The organism is Aeromonas sp. 600724, from assembly GCF_049175135.1.
In the GTDB taxonomy this organism is placed as follows: domain Bacteria; phylum Pseudomonadota; class Gammaproteobacteria; order Enterobacterales; family Aeromonadaceae; genus Aeromonas; species Aeromonas veronii_A.
In genome coordinates this window covers 133,616-149,813 of record NZ_JAAKUM010000001.1, presented here as the reverse complement: position 1 = coordinate 149,813, position 16,198 = coordinate 133,616, and the positions used below count along the sequence as shown (strand labels likewise).

General features: G+C 58.0%; 13 protein-coding genes. 7 read left to right on the top strand and 6 right to left on the bottom strand.

The window, feature by feature from the left end; translation table 11 throughout:
- Positions 1–165: 165 nt before the first annotated feature.
- From G5168_RS00665 to xdhC, 4 genes are all read left to right on the top strand, one after another.
- Positions 166–1,467 (top strand): NCS2 family permease, encoded by a 1,302-nt coding sequence (locus G5168_RS00665; protein WP_180343373.1) that lies wholly within the window; start codon positions 166–168, stop codon positions 1,465–1,467.
- 373 nt (positions 1,468–1,840) lie between these two features.
- A complete protein-coding gene (gene xdhA / locus G5168_RS00660; RefSeq protein ID WP_421251689.1) occupies positions 1,841–4,159 on the top strand; it encodes a xanthine dehydrogenase molybdenum-binding subunit XdhA in 2,319 nt (772 codons plus the stop codon).
- Positions 4,152–5,030, top strand: a complete 879-nt coding sequence (xdhB, locus tag G5168_RS00655) for a xanthine dehydrogenase FAD-binding subunit XdhB (RefSeq protein ID WP_421251688.1) — start codon at positions 4,152–4,154, stop codon at positions 5,028–5,030. The genes xdhA and xdhB overlap by 8 nt, the downstream gene beginning before the upstream one ends.
- Positions 5,027–5,512 carry a xanthine dehydrogenase iron sulfur-binding subunit XdhC gene (xdhC, locus tag G5168_RS00650; RefSeq protein WP_021230037.1) on the top strand — a complete coding sequence of 162 codons (486 nt, stop codon included), beginning with the start codon at positions 5,027–5,029 and terminating at the stop codon, positions 5,510–5,512. Before xdhB ends, xdhC begins: the two co-directional genes overlap by 4 nt.
- Positions 5,513–5,627: 115 nt before the next feature.
- Here xdhC and G5168_RS00645 read toward each other — a convergent pair whose 3' ends face one another.
- Positions 5,628–6,167 (bottom strand): glycine zipper 2TM domain-containing protein, encoded by a 540-nt coding sequence (locus G5168_RS00645; RefSeq protein ID WP_026035120.1) that lies wholly within the window; start codon positions 6,165–6,167, stop codon positions 5,628–5,630.
- Positions 6,168–6,669: 502 nt separating this feature from the next.
- Here G5168_RS00645 and G5168_RS00640 point away from each other — a divergent pair.
- Positions 6,670–6,858 carry a hypothetical protein gene (locus G5168_RS00640; RefSeq protein WP_106843660.1) on the top strand — a complete coding sequence of 63 codons (189 nt, stop codon included), beginning with the start codon at positions 6,670–6,672 and terminating at the stop codon, positions 6,856–6,858.
- Positions 6,859–6,920: 62 nt separating this feature from the next.
- Here the strand turns inward: G5168_RS00640 and G5168_RS00635 are convergent, their stop codons facing one another.
- Complete coding sequence (locus G5168_RS00635) at positions 6,921–8,447, bottom strand: YfcC family protein (RefSeq protein WP_201910884.1); 1,527 nt, start codon at positions 8,445–8,447, stop codon at positions 6,921–6,923.
- Between the two features lie 666 nt (positions 8,448–9,113).
- Between G5168_RS00635 and G5168_RS00630 the strand changes: the two genes are divergently transcribed.
- On the top strand, positions 9,114–10,736 hold the full coding sequence (locus G5168_RS00630) for an acyl-CoA synthetase (RefSeq protein WP_257687535.1): 1,623 nt from the start codon (positions 9,114–9,116) through the stop codon (positions 10,734–10,736).
- A gap of 86 nt (positions 10,737–10,822) precedes the next feature.
- Here the strand turns inward: G5168_RS00630 and G5168_RS00625 are convergent, their stop codons facing one another.
- A complete protein-coding gene (locus tag G5168_RS00625; protein ID WP_421251687.1) occupies positions 10,823–12,112 on the bottom strand; it encodes a sensor domain-containing diguanylate cyclase in 1,290 nt (429 codons plus the stop codon).
- 359 nt (positions 12,113–12,471) lie between these two features.
- Here G5168_RS00625 and G5168_RS00620 point away from each other — a divergent pair, with 359 nt between their 5' ends.
- Positions 12,472–13,986: a KAP family P-loop NTPase fold protein gene (locus G5168_RS00620; RefSeq protein ID WP_227340601.1), complete on the top strand. Its 1,515-nt coding sequence runs from the start codon at positions 12,472–12,474 to the stop codon at positions 13,984–13,986.
- 33 nt (positions 13,987–14,019) lie between these two features.
- On the opposite strand, the gene hisIE is transcribed toward G5168_RS00620, so the two are convergent.
- The 3 genes from hisIE to hisA are packed head-to-tail and all read right to left on the bottom strand — an operon-like array spanning position 14,020 to position 16,197.
- Positions 14,020–14,670, bottom strand: coding sequence for a bifunctional phosphoribosyl-AMP cyclohydrolase/phosphoribosyl-ATP diphosphatase HisIE (gene hisIE / locus G5168_RS00615; RefSeq protein ID WP_421251686.1), 651 nt, complete (start codon positions 14,668–14,670; stop codon positions 14,020–14,022).
- Entirely contained in the window at positions 14,663–15,436 is a 774-nt protein-coding gene (gene hisF, locus G5168_RS00610) for an imidazole glycerol phosphate synthase subunit HisF (protein ID WP_058056834.1), read from the bottom strand. Before hisF ends, hisIE begins: the two co-directional genes overlap by 8 nt.
- Positions 15,436–16,197: a 1-(5-phosphoribosyl)-5-[(5-phosphoribosylamino)methylideneamino]imidazole-4-carboxamide isomerase gene (gene hisA, locus G5168_RS00605; protein ID WP_236398436.1), complete on the bottom strand. Its 762-nt coding sequence runs from the start codon at positions 16,195–16,197 to the stop codon at positions 15,436–15,438. The genes hisF and hisA overlap by 1 nt, the downstream gene beginning before the upstream one ends.
- Between the last annotated feature and the right edge of the window lies 1 nt (position 16,198).

The window sequence follows — 16,198 nt, the reverse complement described above, 5'->3', positions numbered from 1 at the left end:
GCAGATCCTGTCGCCATTTCGTCATGGAACATTCAGGCGCGTGTGAAGGAGTTGGGTATGACCCAAGCAAACAGCAGGACAAACAGCGTGGAACAGCTGGCCAATGATGACGCCAGCCCTAGCGCAGCAAAGCAACAGCCGCTCACGGCTCTTGATCGCTACTTTATGATCAGCGAGCGGGGCAGCAATGTCAGACAGGAGGTGCTGGCGGGCCTCACCACCTTCCTTGCCATGGTCTACTCGGTGATCGTGGTGCCGAGCATGCTCGGCAAGGCGGGCTTTCCCCCCGGCGCCGTGTTTGTCGCCACCTGTCTGGTGGCGGGTTTCGGTTCGCTCTTGATGGGGCTCTGGGCCAAGCTGCCGATGGCCATCGGCTGCGCTATTTCCCTCACGGCGTTTACTGCCTTCAGTCTGGTGCTGGGGCAGCAGATCCCCATTCCGGTGGCGTTGGGGGCCGTCTTCCTGATGGGGGTGCTGTTTACCGCCATCTCGGTGACTGGGGTGCGTAGCTGGATCCTCGACAACCTGCCGATGGGGATTGCCCACGGCACCGGCATCGGGATTGGTCTCTTCTTGCTGCTTATCGCCGCCAACGGGGTGGGGCTGGTGATCAAGAACCCGCTGGAGGGGCTGCCGGTGGCGCTGGGAGCCTTTACCTCTATGCCGGTCATCATGTCCCTGATCGGCCTTGCGGTGATCTTCGGGCTGGAGAAGCTGAGAGTACCGGGCGGGATCCTGCTGGTGATCATCGCCATCTCCATCTTCGGCCTTATCTTCGATCCGGCGGTGAAGTATCAGGGATTGTTCGCCCTGCCGAGCCTTTCGGACGATCAGGGCAAGTCCCTCATCTTCAGTCTGGACATCATGGGGGCCCTCTCGCCGCTGGTGCTGCCCAGCGTGCTGGCGCTGGTGATGACAGCGGTATTCGATGCCACCGGCACCATCCGGGCCGTGGCGGGGCAGGCCAACCTGCTGGATAAGGATGGTCACATCATCAACAGCGGCAAGGCGCTCAGTGCCGACTCGGTCAGCAGCATCTTCTCCAGTCTGGTGGGGGCGGCGCCAGCTGCCGTTTATATCGAATCGGCGGCGGGCACGGCAGCGGGGGGCAAAACCGGCCTGACCGCGACCGTGGTTGGCGGCCTGTTCCTGCTGATGCTGTTTCTCTCGCCGCTCTCCTATCTTGTGCCCGCCTATGCCACTGCACCGGCCCTGATGTATGTGGGGCTCTTGATGCTGAGCAACGTCACCAAGCTCGATTTCGATGACTTTGTCGGGGCCATGTCCGGGCTGGTATGCGCCGTCTTTATCGTGCTCACCTGCAATATTGTCACCGGCATCATGCTCGGCTTCAGCTCGCTGGTGATCGGCCGCATCTGCTCGAAGGAGTGGCACAAGCTCAACGTCGGCACCGTGGTCATCGCCCTGGCGCTGGTGCTCTTTTATGCTGGAGGGTGGGCTATTTAGGGATAACCCGCCCGTTTGGGGTCGCACTGGCGGCCCCATTTTTATGCCTGTTATTTTTAGCCCGCCCACGCAGGCATCACGCCTCGGCCGTCTCCGCAGTTGGGGGGCATCGCGATACCATTTTGATAAATCCTCCTACCAGATTGATAGGCTCCCACCCTTGATCTCCTCGCTCTGCCGCTTTTTTAACCGCTGATGTGCCCCGTTTGTTCAGGGGCCACGCTTGGCTCGCTGCTACGGGCCAACAAAAGCGGGTTAGATGGGATCCCCTTCACACTTCTCCCCATTCTCCTGACGATGGCGGGAAACAGGCGCATATCTTGCTGTTTTTTATGCCGGTTCCAGATTTTTCCATTCGAAAAAGGACTTGCATATGTCCATAGGATTACCGCTCAAGCGGGTGGATGCCGAGGCCAAGGTGACCGGCAGCGCCCGCTATACCGATGACAACATCATGCTCGGGATGCGCCACGCCAAGTACGTGCGAAGCAATATTGCCCACGGCAAGGTGCTTGCCATCGATGCCAGCGAGGCGCTGGCCCTGCACGGGGTCGAGGCCGTGTTTACCCACGAGGATGTGCCCACCACCTGTTTTCGCACTGCCGGCCACGCTTGGTCCCTCGATGAGACCAAGCGGGATGTGAAAGACCGGCGTCTGCTCACCGACCATGTGCGTCACTTTGGTGATGGGGTCGCCATCGTGGTGGCGCGCGATCCGCTGGTGGCCGAGAAGGCTGCCGCCCTGGTCAAGGTGACCTACGAGCCGCTGCCGGTGATGACGGATGCCCACAGTGCGTTGGCCGAGGATGCTTATCCCATCCATCCGAATGGCAACCTGCTGCGGCAAAGTCAGCTTCGCGCCAATGACCCGGAGCAGGCCATCGCGGCGGCCGATCTGCAGTTTCAGGGGCACTACCGGACGCCGGTGGTGCAGCACTGCCATCTGGAGACGGTGACCTGTTACGCCTACATGGATCAACCGGACCACATCATCGTTGTCAGCAGCACCCAGATCCCCCAGATAGTGCGCAGCCGGGTGGCCAAGTCCCTCGGCCTGCCCTGGTCCAGCGTGCGGGTGATCAAACCCTATATGGGCGGCGGCTTTGGCAACAAGCAGGATGTGCTGGAAGAGCCGATGGCGGCGTTTTTGAGCTACAAACTCGGCGGCGTGCCGGTCAAGGTGACCTTGAGCCGGGAGGAGTGCTTTTTTGCCTCCCGCACCCGCCACGGCTTTGCCATCGATGGCAAGATGGGCCTCAACCGCGATGGCACCCTCAAGGGCTATCAGCTCGACGTGCTCTCCAACACCGGCGGCTATGCCTCTCACGGCCACTCCATCGCCAGCGCAGGGGGCAACAAGATCAGCTACCTCTATCCGCGCAGCGCCTTCGGTTATGACGCCAAAACCTTCTACAGCAACCTGCCCACCGCCGGTGCCATGCGCGGTTACGGCGCGCCGCAGGCGATTTTTGCCCTCGAATGCATGCTGGATGACGCCTGCGCCGAACTGGGGCTGGATCCGCTCGATGTGCGGATCGCCAACGTGGCGCGCGAGGGGGATGTCAATCAGGTCAACCAGAAGACCATCTATAGCGCCGGGTTGCCGGACTGCCTACTGCGTGGTCGCGAGATGTTCGAGTGGGCTCGGCTCAAGGCCGAATGTCTGGGGCAGGATCCTGCAAGCCGGCTGCGACGTGGCATCGGGGTGGCCTGTTTCAGCTACGGCTCCAACACCTATCCGGTGGGGGTCGAAATTGCCGGCGCCCGCATGCTGCTCAATCAGGATGGCACCGTCAATCTGCAGATCGGCGCCACCGAGATAGGGCAGGGATCGGATACTGTCTTTGCCCAGATGGCGGCCCAGACGTTAGGCATTCCGTTTGAGCAGATCCGGGTCATCTCGACCCAGGATACTGACATCACCGCCTACGATCCTGGCTCGTTCGCCTCGCGTCAGAGCTATGTGGCGGCTCCAGCCATCCATCAGGCGGCGCTGCAGCTGCGGGCCCGCATTTTGTCGCTGGCGGCCCAACTCTGCCATCAGGATGTGGGATCCCTCACCCTGATCGACGGCTACGTGGTGCTGGCCGGTGCGCCGGACAAGGTGCTGATCAGCGTCGCCGAGGTGTCGGTCAACGCCTATTACCACCTTACCATCGGTGGCCAGATCACCTCGGAAGTCTCCCACAAGACCACCACCAACCCGCCCAGTTTCGGCTGCACCTTTGTCGATCTCAGCGTCGATATCGATCTCTGCAAGGTGACTATCAATCGCATCATTAACCTGCACGATGCGGGCAAGATCCTTAACCCGCAACTGGCGGAGGGACAGGTGCATGGCGGCATGGGGATGGGGATCGGCTGGTCCCTGTTCGAGGAGATGATCATCGATGCCAAGAGCGGCGTGGTGCGCAATCCCAACCTGCTCGACTACAAGTTCCCCACCATGCTGGATTTGCCGGAGCTTGAATGTGACTTCGTGCAGACCTATGAGCCCCAGTCGGTCTATGGCCACAAATCACTGGGGGAACCGCCCATCATCTCGCCGGGCCCCGCAATCCGTAACGCCATTCGAATGGCGACCGGGGTCGCTATCAACGAGTTGCCCATCACCCCCAAAACCCTGTTCCGGGAGTTTGTCGCGGCGGGTTTGATTGGCGAGGGATCAGGGGAGAAGCAACACCATGTTTGATATTGCCCGTTACTACAAGGCCCACAGCGTGGCCGAGGCCGTCGCCCTGCGCCAGGCCGACCCCGAGGCGCGCCTCTTGGCCGGTGGCACCGATGTGATGATCCAGCTTCATCACCTCAACGCCGTCTATCGCCATATCGTCGATATTCACGACTTGCCCGAACTCAAAGGGGTGAGCGAGTTGCCGGACGGATCGATCCGTATCGGCTCCGGCACCACCTTTACCGAGCTGATTGAAAACGAACTGGTGCAGCGCCGCCTGCCAATGTTGGCCGAGGCGGCCGCTACCATCGCCGGCCCGCAGATCCGCAACGTCGCCACCTATGGCGGCAATATTTGCAACGGCGCCACCAGTGCTGACTCGGCGGCGCCTACCGTGGCGCTGGAAGCGGAGCTGGAAATTGCCGGGCCCAATGGTACGCGCCGCATCCCCATCGTCGGTTTTCACACCGGCCCCGGCAAGGTTGCGCTGCAACCGGCGGAAATTCTGGTGGCGTTTCATTTCTCCCCGGATACTCATCCCCAGGTGGGCTCCCACTACTTCAAATACGCCATGCGCGATGCCATGGATATCGCCACCATCGGCTGCGCCGCCTACTGCCAGATTGAGGATGGCCACTTCAAGCGCCTGCGGCTGGCCTATGGGGTGGCGGCCCCGACCCCGGTGCGCACGCCTCACGCGGAAGCGGCGGCCGAAGGGCAACCCCTGACTCGCGCCACACTGGCAGCGATTGCCGAGGCGGTAGTGGCCGATGTGGCGCCGCGATCCTCCTGGCGGGCGGAAAAGGAGTTTCGTCTGCACCTTATCAAAACCCTAGCGCAGCGGGTGGTCGCCTGCGCAGTCGAACGTGCCGGAGGCAAGATCCTATGATGCAACCGCAAAGCTGTCCCGCCGTAGAGATCCAGTGCGAGATCAACGGCAAGCCTTACTCCTATGCAGTGCCGCCCACCATGTCGCTGCTCCATTTCCTGCGCGGGCAGGGGCTTATCAGTGTGAAAGAGGGGTGCAGTGTCGGTGAGTGCGGCGCCTGTACCGTGCGGGTGAATGGCACCGCCATCGACAGCTGCCTCTATCTGGCGGTCTGGGCCGATGGCAAATCCATTCGCACCGTGGAGGGGGAGCGTAAGGGCAATGAGCTCTCCGACGTGCAGCAGGCCTTTATCGACGAGGGGGCGGTGCAGTGCGGTTTTTGCACCCCGGGCCTGGTGATGGCGAGCGCGGCCTTGCTCGACAAGACCGAACGCCGTCCGCTGACCGATGCGGAGATCCGCCGCGGCCTTTCAGGCAACCTCTGCCGCTGTACCGGTTATCAGAACGTGGTGCGGGCGGTGAAGAAGTGCTGCAAAGGGTGATAGTTCGGGTGCCGTGAGTGGTGCGTGCTGTTGTTTGAAAAAGGAAACAAGCCGCCCAAAAACTCAGGCCCGCCTCGAAAGAGGCGGGCCTGCTGCTGAGTGGGGCCAAGAGACATCACACTTTTGGCTGGTCGATCACCAATTTGCCATCCTTGACCGGAATGGTTGCACCGGGGGCTTGCTTCATGCGGATCACCCCCTCCTGACCTGCGAGGCGATAGGTCACGTCATAACCTATGGTGTTGACGCTCGTATCCTGCACGGTTTTGCAGCGCTGCTCGGTGGTGGTGTAGGTATCGCCCGCCTGCATATTGCCCTGCACCTGATTGCCGGCATAACCCCCTGCGACCGCCCCGGCAGCGGTGGCCACCTTCTTGCCGCTGCCGCCGCCAAACTGGTGGCCAACCACGCCGCCTAGTGCTGCGCCCACCACAGTGCCGAGGATCTTGTGCTCATCCTGTACCGGTTTGCGGTGGGTCACGGTGACGTTGCGACACTCCTGTCTGGGGGTCTTGATGGTCTCGGTGATCGGCTTGCTGGCAATCACCTCGGCAAAGGTGGGTTGTGGTGTAAAGAGCGAGCCACTGGCCGCTGCCGAGAGCGCCAGGGCCGAGGCGATGCCAATACCGATACCTGCCATCATGGATCTGTTCATCTTGTTGTTCTCCTGCATACCCATACGGGCTGTTCCAATCTGGCGCCATCTTGTCACAACCGGTTGGCCGGACAAGGCGCGGGGGATGGGTCTGCGACAGGCGCTGGCAAGGTCAAAAAATAGTCACACCGAAAAAGTGTCTGGCTTTGGCGACAACGGACTAAAAGTGACCGGTTTCCGGCGTATGGTGGACTCTGCCAGTGTGATAAGGAGCAATTCGAGTCGCAATTTGCAAGGCGGGCGGTGAGCAGAACGCAAAAGCGGCAAAGGGTTGACGAATGGAGGTCAAGGGTAAGCGTGTGCCAGTGCCCTCTACCGTTGGATAGGCCACGCAAGTGGCTGATAAATGGCTCCAGCCCCATCGGATGTTGGCCGATAAGAGGTCACGGCAAGCATTTTGCTTTGATTGGGTGAAGCAAAGGGTGAACGGGTCGGCAGACAACCGCGTAAGACCTGATATGAAGACGTTCACCCGAGATCACCGGATCAACGAGGGGGAGATATGTCAATGTTACCCAGCTGGATCACCCCGGCCATCCAGGCCAACATCATCACGGCGCAGCAGGCCGAACGTCTGCTCTCATCCCTCTACCGGCCACTGCCCGAGCAGGGAGAGGAGCTGCCCGCCGATATCGCCGACATCAGCCTTAAACTCTACTGCTTCCGCCAGCAGGGGCGGGTGCGCCACTAAGGCTGACAAAAGAACACCCCGCGCCAGGCACGGGGTGTTGTCACTCATATATCAAAGGCCCATCAGGCCAACATCACTTGCGCCACCAGCATCAGAGCGCCAAATCCCAGCACAAAGCCCACCATGGGCAGCACGAACTTGACCCACTTGTTGAACTGGATGCCGAGCATCTGCAGGGTGACCAGCACCAGTCCGGTGGGGGCCAGGAACAGCATGGCGTATTGCCCCCAGTTGTAGGCCGACACCACGATATAGCGGGGGATCATCACGGTATCTGCCAGCGGCGCCATGATGGGCATGGAGAGCACTGCGAGCCCGGAGGAGGAGGGCACCACCAGCCCCAGCAGGGTGAACACCAGCATCTGCGCCACCGCGAACACGGCGCCATGCATGCCGGAGACCAGATCGGAGGCGTAGGCCAGAATAGTGTCCGAGATCATCCCCTGATCAAGCACCAGATTGACCCCCCGTGCCAGCCCGATGATGAGCGACACCGCCACCAGCTCCGACGCCCCCTGAGTGAAGGCCTCGACCGCCTCTTTCTCTTTGAGACCCGAGATAAAAATGATGATGATGGCGATGGTCAGGAAGGAGGCTGCCATCTGCGGAAACCACCAACCGGCCATGGAGACGCCCCACACCATCAGCGGGAAGGCGAGGATAAACAGGGTCAGAATGATCTTGCGGCGCAGGGTGAAGGGCACCCCTTCGTCCATAGAGCCCTCTTTGAGAAAACGGGCGCGAAAGCTCTCTCTGTCCTCATAGGTGTAGGAGAAGGCCGGGTTGGCCTTGATCTTCTTGCAGTACCAGTAGAGATAACCGATCACCACCAGGGTACCCACCAGACAGCCAATGGCGCGAAAGATCAGCCCCTCGGTAAAGGGAATGCCAGCGGCATTGGAGGCGATCACCACCGAGAAGGGATTGATGGTGGAGAAGGTGGTGCCCATGGAGGCGGCGAGGAAGATGGCCCCTACGCAGACGATGGAGTCATAGCCGAGCGCCAGAAAGATGGGCACCAGTATGGGGTAGAAGGCGACCGCCTCTTCCTCCAGTCCGCAGGTGGTGCCTCCCAGCGCCATTACGAAGCAGACCAGCGCCACAAACAGGAACTCGTTGCCCCGGGTCTTGCGCGACAACGCCACCAGCCCTGCACTGAAGGCACCTGTCTTGTTGATGACGCCGATCAGCCCCCCGAGCACCAGAATAAAGACGATGATATCCGCCCCCTCTATGGTGCCCTTGACCATGCTGACTGCCACGTCACCGAGCCCCTTGGGCGCTTGCTCCAGCCGTGCATAGGTGCCGGGAATGGCGATGGGCTTGCGGATGGTGCCGTTGGTAAATTGCTCTACCGCAATATTGATATTGAGTTTTGCCAGGGCATCCTGGGTTGCGGGAAGTCGGCTTATTTCCCCCTGTGGGCTATTGACCATCAGGCTTTCACTGGCCGGATTATAAGAGAGTTTGGCATAGGCGCCCGCCGGAATTATCCAGGTCAGCGCAATGGCCAGCAACATAATAAGAAACAGAATGGTAAATGCAGTAGGAAATTGTCTGCGTGGTGTGGTATTCGGCACGGCACACATAAAATGCTCCTTGATAAAGCAGGTTTGGGCTCGGCGGAATATCGGGTCGATAGGGTTTCTGCGTCATACATCCAAGGTACGCAAATTCACTGTGTATTGCGTAGTGATTGGCGAGAAATCTGGCCTGATATTGGACATCCGGTAGATTGTTTCACGTTGTAACCGTAACCCGTGCGCGGCTGGATGAACATGGTGCCATGCTCGCTTTATGGGATGGCTCACAAAATTTATTTTCCATGGATTTAACAGCTGATATGAAATAAAAGTTATTATGCAATAACTATTTCAGCTTTCGTTTTACGCAGCTTGCCTTAAATAAAGGTCATGAAAATAGTGCGTGCCGAGATGAATGAAATGACATATAAGGCAGCTTTGACGGAATAATATTCCACTATCGTCATTTTTCGTTATTCGCCAAAAACAGCCTGTGAAAAAAATGGCACGCTTTCCAGTAACGAAATATTTTTTGCAACGAAAACAGGGAACCCCTGTTGGCAGCAGGCTGCCCCTGTCTAAGACGTTTTGCTAATACCTGTCGCCGCAGGCTCGCTGTTAGGCTGTCATCCCCATAAGAGACCAGTGACGGGCAGGATGCCTATGTCGCTGTCTGATCTCTGAATCATCCCGAAACTGCCCGTTTTGTGCCACCTGTGAGGAAGGAATCCGATGACAGTGCAGAACATCTATGAGCGCGACCTTGCCAAAACCGCCGCCAATTTCGAGGCCCTGACCCCCATCAGCTTTCTGGGGCGGGCGGAGCGGGTCTATCCCGACTATCCGGCGCTGATCCACGGCCCGCTGCGCCAGAGCTGGGGCGAGACCGCCCGCCGTTGCCGCCAGCTGGCCTCGGCCCTGCGGCTTAGCGGTATCGGGGAGGGGGATACCGTCTCCATCGTTGCGCCCAATATCCCGGCGATGTTTGAAGCCCACTTCGGGGTGCCCATGAGCGGCGCCGTGCTCAACACCATCAATACCCGGCTCGATGCCGAGTCGATGGCCTTTATCTTCCAGCATGCCCAGAGCAAGGTGGTGCTGGTGGACAGGGAGTTCGGCGCCGTGGTGCGCAAGGCGCTGGATCTGCTGGAGCGCCAACCGCTGGTCATCGCCATCGACGATCCCCTCTACCGGGAAGGGGCGCTTGTCAGTGAACTGACCTATGAGGCCTTTATTGCCACTGGTAACGGCGATGAACCCGGCTGGTTGCCAGAGGATGAGTGGCAGGCCATCTCCCTTAACTACACCTCCGGCACTACCGGCAACCCCAAGGGTGTGGTCTATCACCATCGCGGCGCTCACCTCAACGCCATCAACAACGTACTCTCCTGGGAGCTGCCCAAACATCCCGTCTACCTCTGGACCTTGCCGATGTTTCACTGCAACGGCTGGTGTTTCCCCTGGACGCTGGCGGCCACCGCCGGGGTGAGCGTCTGCCTGCGCCATGTGCAGGCGGCCGCCATTTATGAGGCGCTGCACGAGCACAAGGTGAGCCACTTCTGCGCGGCGCCCATCGTGCTCAATATGCTCAACAATGCCGATCCGGCGCTCAAGCGGGGGCTGGATCACCCCATCAAGGTGATGACCGCTGGCGCTGCGCCCCCCGCCACCGTGATCGCTGGGATGGAAGCGATGGGGATCGCCGTGACCCACGTCTATGGCCTGACCGAAACCTATGGCCCCTGCGTGTTGTGCGAGCCGCAAAGAAGCTGGCAAGGGCAGGATGCCACGGCGCTCTCCCGCCTCAAGGCGCGCCAGGGGGTTGCGTCGCCTCTGCAGGGGGAGATGCGGGTCATCAATCCGGTCAGTGGCGAACCGGTGGCCAAGGATGGCAAAACCATGGGGGAGATAGTGCTGCGCGGTAATGTGGTGATGAAGGGCTATCTAAAAAATCCGGCGGCCAGCGCCGAGGCGATGGCGGAGGGGTGGTTTCGCAGTGGCGATCTGGCGGTATGGCACCCGGATGGTTATGTGGAGATCAAGGACAGATCCAAGGACATCATCATCTCCGGCGGGGAGAATATCTCCAGTCTGGAGGTGGAAGATGTGCTCTATCGCCATCCCGATGTGGACGAAGCGGCGGTGATCGCCATGCCCGATGAGAAGTGGGGGGAGGTACCCTGCGCCTTCGTGAAATTGAAAGAGGGGCGAGAGACTACCCAGGCGGAGCTGATCGCCTTTTGTCGTGAGCAGATGGCCCACTTCAAGGCCCCCAAACGCATCATCTTCACCCCGTTGCCCAAGACCTCGACCGGCAAGGTGCAAAAATTCGTGCTGCGCAAACAGCTGGGGTAGCGGTCTGTTCGTAAGGAGCCAGCACAGCAATTCATAGGAGGGAGATACAAGGGGTCTGGAGGGCTGCTGGCCCTCCCGTTGTATGGCTAGGGAGCCTTGCAAGCGACGCAGTTGCGACCGCTCTGTTTGGCCTGATAGAGCATCTGATCGGCGCGGGCGTAGAGGCTCTCCATCAGCTCCCCTTCGCCATTTTCCACCAGTCCGGCGCTGATGGTGATGATCAGCTTATCCCCATCGGGCAGGGGGAGCGGGCTTTGCATCACCTGCAGGCGCAGCCGCTCGGCCAGAGATGCTGCGGCCGAGAGGGTGGTGTTGGGCAGCAAGATGGCAAACTCGTCACCGCCGATGCGGGCCAGCACATCTTCGCTGCGCAGCACCGATTGCATCACCCTGCCCAGATGGATCAGCGCCTGATCGCCCAGCGGGTGACCGTAGCGATCGTTGATGCATTTGAACTGATCCACATCCAGCACTATCAGCACCGAGGTGAGCTGGTGGCGCATGTTCATACTCAGGTTCTTTTCGCACACCTCGAAGAAGAAACGGCGGTTATAAAGTCCGGAGAGGCTGTCACGAACCGATTGATATTGCAGTTGTTCCTTGAGCTGGTGCAGCTCGGTGATATCGGAGGAGATACCGATCAGGGTGGGGGTACCATCAGCCAGCTTGAAGGGGACTTTGACAGACCAGTAGTAATGTTGCTTGCCTTCGGTATCGGTCAGTGACTCTTCACCGGCTTGCAGCTCACCCGTTTCGAACACCCGGTTGTCCAGCTGCCACAGCTGGTTGGCTCCGTGTGGGGAGAACAGCTCATTATCGCTGCGGTTGATGATCTGTTCGGCGGGTAAACCGAGCAGGGCACACACCTTCTGATTGACGTAGAGAAAGCGGTGCTGGCTGTCCTTCATATAGATATGGGCATCCACGTTGGCCAGGATGATCTCCAGCAACTGATGCTGCTCGGCCATACGGGCCTCAATCAGCTTGTGTTCCGTGATATCGGTGGAGATGCCGCACAGACCGATCAGCGTGCCATCCCGGTCGTACATCGGCTTTTTCACGCTCCAGTAGACCCGTTTCTCTCCCGTGGGTTTGAGGTAGTTGATCTCCTCCCGGGCGATGGCGACCTGCTGCTCCAGCACCTGACGATCATTTCGTCTCAGATCTTCCGAGAAGTCGAGGTCAAAAAAGGCGCGATCATCCTTGCCTTGCAGTTCGGCCAGGGTACAACCAAAGAGATCCAGCACAGCCTGATTGGCATAGATATAACGGCCATCCAGATCCTTGGTAAAGAGGTAAGCCCCCATCTCGTTAAAGATGGATCTGAGGTGATCCAGCTCGTGCTGCAATCGGGTGGAGAAGGGTTCATCCTTCATGAAGTTGGCCATCCTTGGGTCGCTGTGATGGGTTGGCTGAACGCGAGGCCAACGTGCATCAACTGCTTTAAATTAAGCACTCTTCACGGCATATTTCTCATTTATTTCCGCAGGTTCTGCGTTATGTCACATGGTTGTAACCTCTTAGCAAATCAAAGGAAATCAGTTGAGTCCATGGTTGTTGAGATAGCTTGCCACCATGTATCGACCCCGTATCATCGGCTCTCGACAGAGAAGTTGAACAACAGCTAAATAAACCTCCCCGAGTGGCAAAAAGGGTAACGAACAGGTCTTTAGTCAAACTATTTCCTCGGTGTCCCTGATATCATCTCCAGCAACGCAATATGGAGAGATACGAGATGGTAGTGGCACCGTTTAATTGGAATGACGCAGTTCAGTGGGACGGGCCGGGGGCCATTGCGGGTAGCGAAGAGAGTTTGAGCGCAGATCGGCTGGATCGCGCCCGCTATGCCGAATTTCTGACCAACTACCTCGCCGCCGAAGGCAAGCAGCGCAACTATGTGCTCAACCTCAATGCCGAGTGGGGGGCGGGTAAAACCTGGTTTATCAAGCGCTGGTATATGGAGCTGAAAGCGCACTATCCCACCGTCTATATCGACGCCTGGCAGCAGGACTTTTCCGATGATCCCTTATTGACGGTGATTTCGTCGATTATCGATCAATTGAAAGATGCAACAGGAAATAAGGTTTCCATACCTGATGGCATCAAGCCCAAGCTATTGGGTTTGCTCAAGGTAGGCGGAAAATTGGTACTCAAGTCAGCCATTAAAAAAGCTGGATGGGAAGATAGTGACTTTTCTGTGGAAGGAGAAGACGCAGATAAGCTGGTTGATACACTTTGTAGCAATCACAAAGAGCGTTATGAATCTATCCAGTTTCTTAAACAAGAGATCCGGCAATGGGTTGAGGGAGCTGTTGGTTTAAGTGAAGGAGAACTGGATTATCCCGCATTTATTTTGATAGATGAGCTTGATCGTTGTCGTCCCTCTTATGCTGTAGAAATGCTGGAGACCATCAAACATATTTTTGATATTCCCGGGGTGGTGTTTGTACTGGCAACAGATACTGAGCAGTTGCAGCATGCTATCAAGGTCATTTATGGCGATGGTTTTGATGCAGAAAGCTATCTTGGACGATTTTTTCATAGACGATTTACGTTAGGCAGTATCTCTAGGCGAGAGTTTATTCAGCAGGCAATTGTAGATAAAAAATTGCATTTTGAGCATATCAATGCATGGCCGAAAATAACTGATAGTCAAGTGTTGGTAAATGTATTAACAGCTGTCTGTGATCATTTTTCATTGAGCTTAAGAAGAACAGAGCAAGTGTTGGACCGAATGATTGCTTCCATCGTCAATTACCAAGGTTGCACAATAAATCTGATTTTTCTTGTTTATCTGTTTTCTCTGTGCGAGAAAAACAATGAAGATTATCGAGCTGTAGTGGATGGAAAAATGCCTACTACAGATAATCACCCTAAGCTAAAAGGCTTTAACGCTCTAATCAATGAATATGTAGAACAAAATTTTTCTTGTTTTATAAAGGCAGAAAGCTCCATGGGTACTCATATAGAGTTTATGGGTGATGGTAAATATCGAAACCCCTTCGAAGACAAGGAGTATAATGTTTCTTTAAAGGAACTGTTGGTGGCGTCATATAAAAGTATGCTAAATCCAGCACTAGATTATAGTTATTCGAATCGACTTCTAGATTTAGTAAAAGAATATTCAAGTCAATGTCGTAAGTTAACAGTAAAAGAGAGTTCTACTTTGGCAGAAAAAGAGCTGTCACAGTTGGAACGACGTTTAACAACGTATAAGAATTTAGTTGAGTTGGCCGTGCATCTTGACTAAATAAAGCCGGGATAACCCGGCTTTATTATCAGTTTATTTATTGTGCCGCTCATTAAGCCGCTGTACCACATCCTGTAATCCCAACCCTTCGTTTTGCAGCAGCACGGTCAGGTGGTAGAGCAGATCGGCGGATTCGTTAATGAGCTCCTCCCGATCCTTGGCCATGGCGGCCAGCGCCACCTCAACTCCTTCTTCACCGACCTTCTGGGCGATGCGCTTGGTGCCTTTGCCGTAGAGGCTGGCGGTGTAGCTGGTGGCCGGATCGGCCCCTTTGCGGGCAGCCAGCACCTGCTCCAGCTCTGCCAGAAAACCGAGCGGTGGCAGCGGGTGACCATGGAAGCAGGAGGTTGTCCCTTTGTGGCAGGTGGGGCCGACGGGGTTGGCGGCAATCAGCAGGGAGTCCTGATCGCAATCGGTGCTGATGGCCACGAGTTGGAGCACATTGCCCGAGCTTTCACCCTTGGTCCAGAGCCGCTGTTTGCTGCGGCTAAAGAAGGTGACCTGACCTGTGGTCTGGGTCTTTTCCAACGCTTCGCGGGTCATAAAGCCCTGCATCAGCACCTCGCCGCTGGCGGCGTGCTGGACGATGGCAGGGATCATGCCATCACATTTAGCCCAGTCGAGTTGCTCGGCAAGGGGGCGCGCGCTGGCGGTTGTTTGCGTGTTATCAGAGAAGTTATTCACGGATGGCGACTCCTTCGGTTTTCAGCCAGCGTTTCAATTCGGGAATGGGGATAAGGCCCTTGTGGAACACAGAGGCGGCCAGCGCCCCGTCCACATCGGCGAGGGTGAAGGCATCGCGAAAGTGCGCCATGGCACCGGCGCCGCCGGAGGCGATCAGCGGCACCTTGCAGACGCCGCGAACCAGCTTGAGCTGATCGAGATCATAACCCTGACGCATGCCGTCCTGATTCATCACGTTCAGCACGATTTCACCTGCGCCGCGCTTTTGCACCTCCTGCACCCAGTCGAGGGTGTGCCAGGCGGTGGTGCGGGTGCGGCTCTCGTCACCGGTAAACTGTTTGACCTGATAGTGGCCCGTGTCGGCGTCGAAGTAGGAGTCAATGCCCACCACCACGCACTGTACGCCAAAGCGCTCGGCCAGTCGGCTGATCAGAGTCGGATCGGCCAGCGCCGGAGAGTTGATGGAGACCTTGTCGGCGCCAAATTCCAGGATCTGGCGGGCGTCTTCGACGCTTTTGATGCCACCGGCAACGCAGAAGGGGATATCGATCACCTCCGCCACCCGGCTCACCCAGCTCTTGTCCACCACCCGCGCATCGCTGGAGGCGGTGATGTCATAGAACACCAGCTCGTCAGCACCCTCTTCGGCGTAGCGGCGGGCCAGCTCGACAATGCCGCCCATCACCTCGTGGTTGCGAAATTGCACCCCTTTGACCACCACGCCATCTTTCACGTCGAGGCAGGGGATAATGCGTCTTGCCAGCATCAGTTGCCTCCTGTGGTATCGGCTGCGGGGGCTTGCCAGCAGGCGATGGCGTCACCTACCGAGAATTTGCCCTCCAGCAGGGCGCGACCAAGGATGATCCCCTTGACGCCGGAGCCCTTGAGCGCCTCGATATCCGCGATGCCGCCAATGCCGCCGGAGGCTTGAAAGGCGACGCTCGGGTAGCGGGCGCAGAGATCCCGATAGAGCTCGACGTTGGTGCCAGCCAGGGTGCCGTCACGGCTGATGTCGGTGCAGAGCACATGCTTGAGCCCGGCGGGGAGGAAGCGCTCGATCAGTGCCTCGATGGTTACGCCGCTGTTCTCCTGCCAGCCTGCTACCGCGATATGGCGATTGCCCTGCTCATCGATATTGACGTCCAGCGCCAGCACGATCTGCTCGGGGCCATATTTCTCCATCCAGCTCGCCACCAGATCCGGGGATTTGACGGCGGTGGAGCCAATCACCACCCGGCTGGCGCCGGCGGCCAGCAGATCCGCCACATCCAGTTCGGTGCGAACGCCGCCACCGACCTGCACCGGTGCTTCGGTGGCCGACAGCAGTTGGGTCAGCAGGGGCAGCTGGCGCGCCTTGGCATCCTTGGCACCGTCCAGATCCACCAGATGGAGCTGCACCGCCCCCTGGGAGACATATTCATCGAAGCGGGCCTGCGGGCTGCTGCTGTATTCGGTCTTCTGCTCGTAGTCCCCCTGATAGAGGCGAACCACCTGACCGTTGATAAGGTCAATTGCGGGAATGATCATG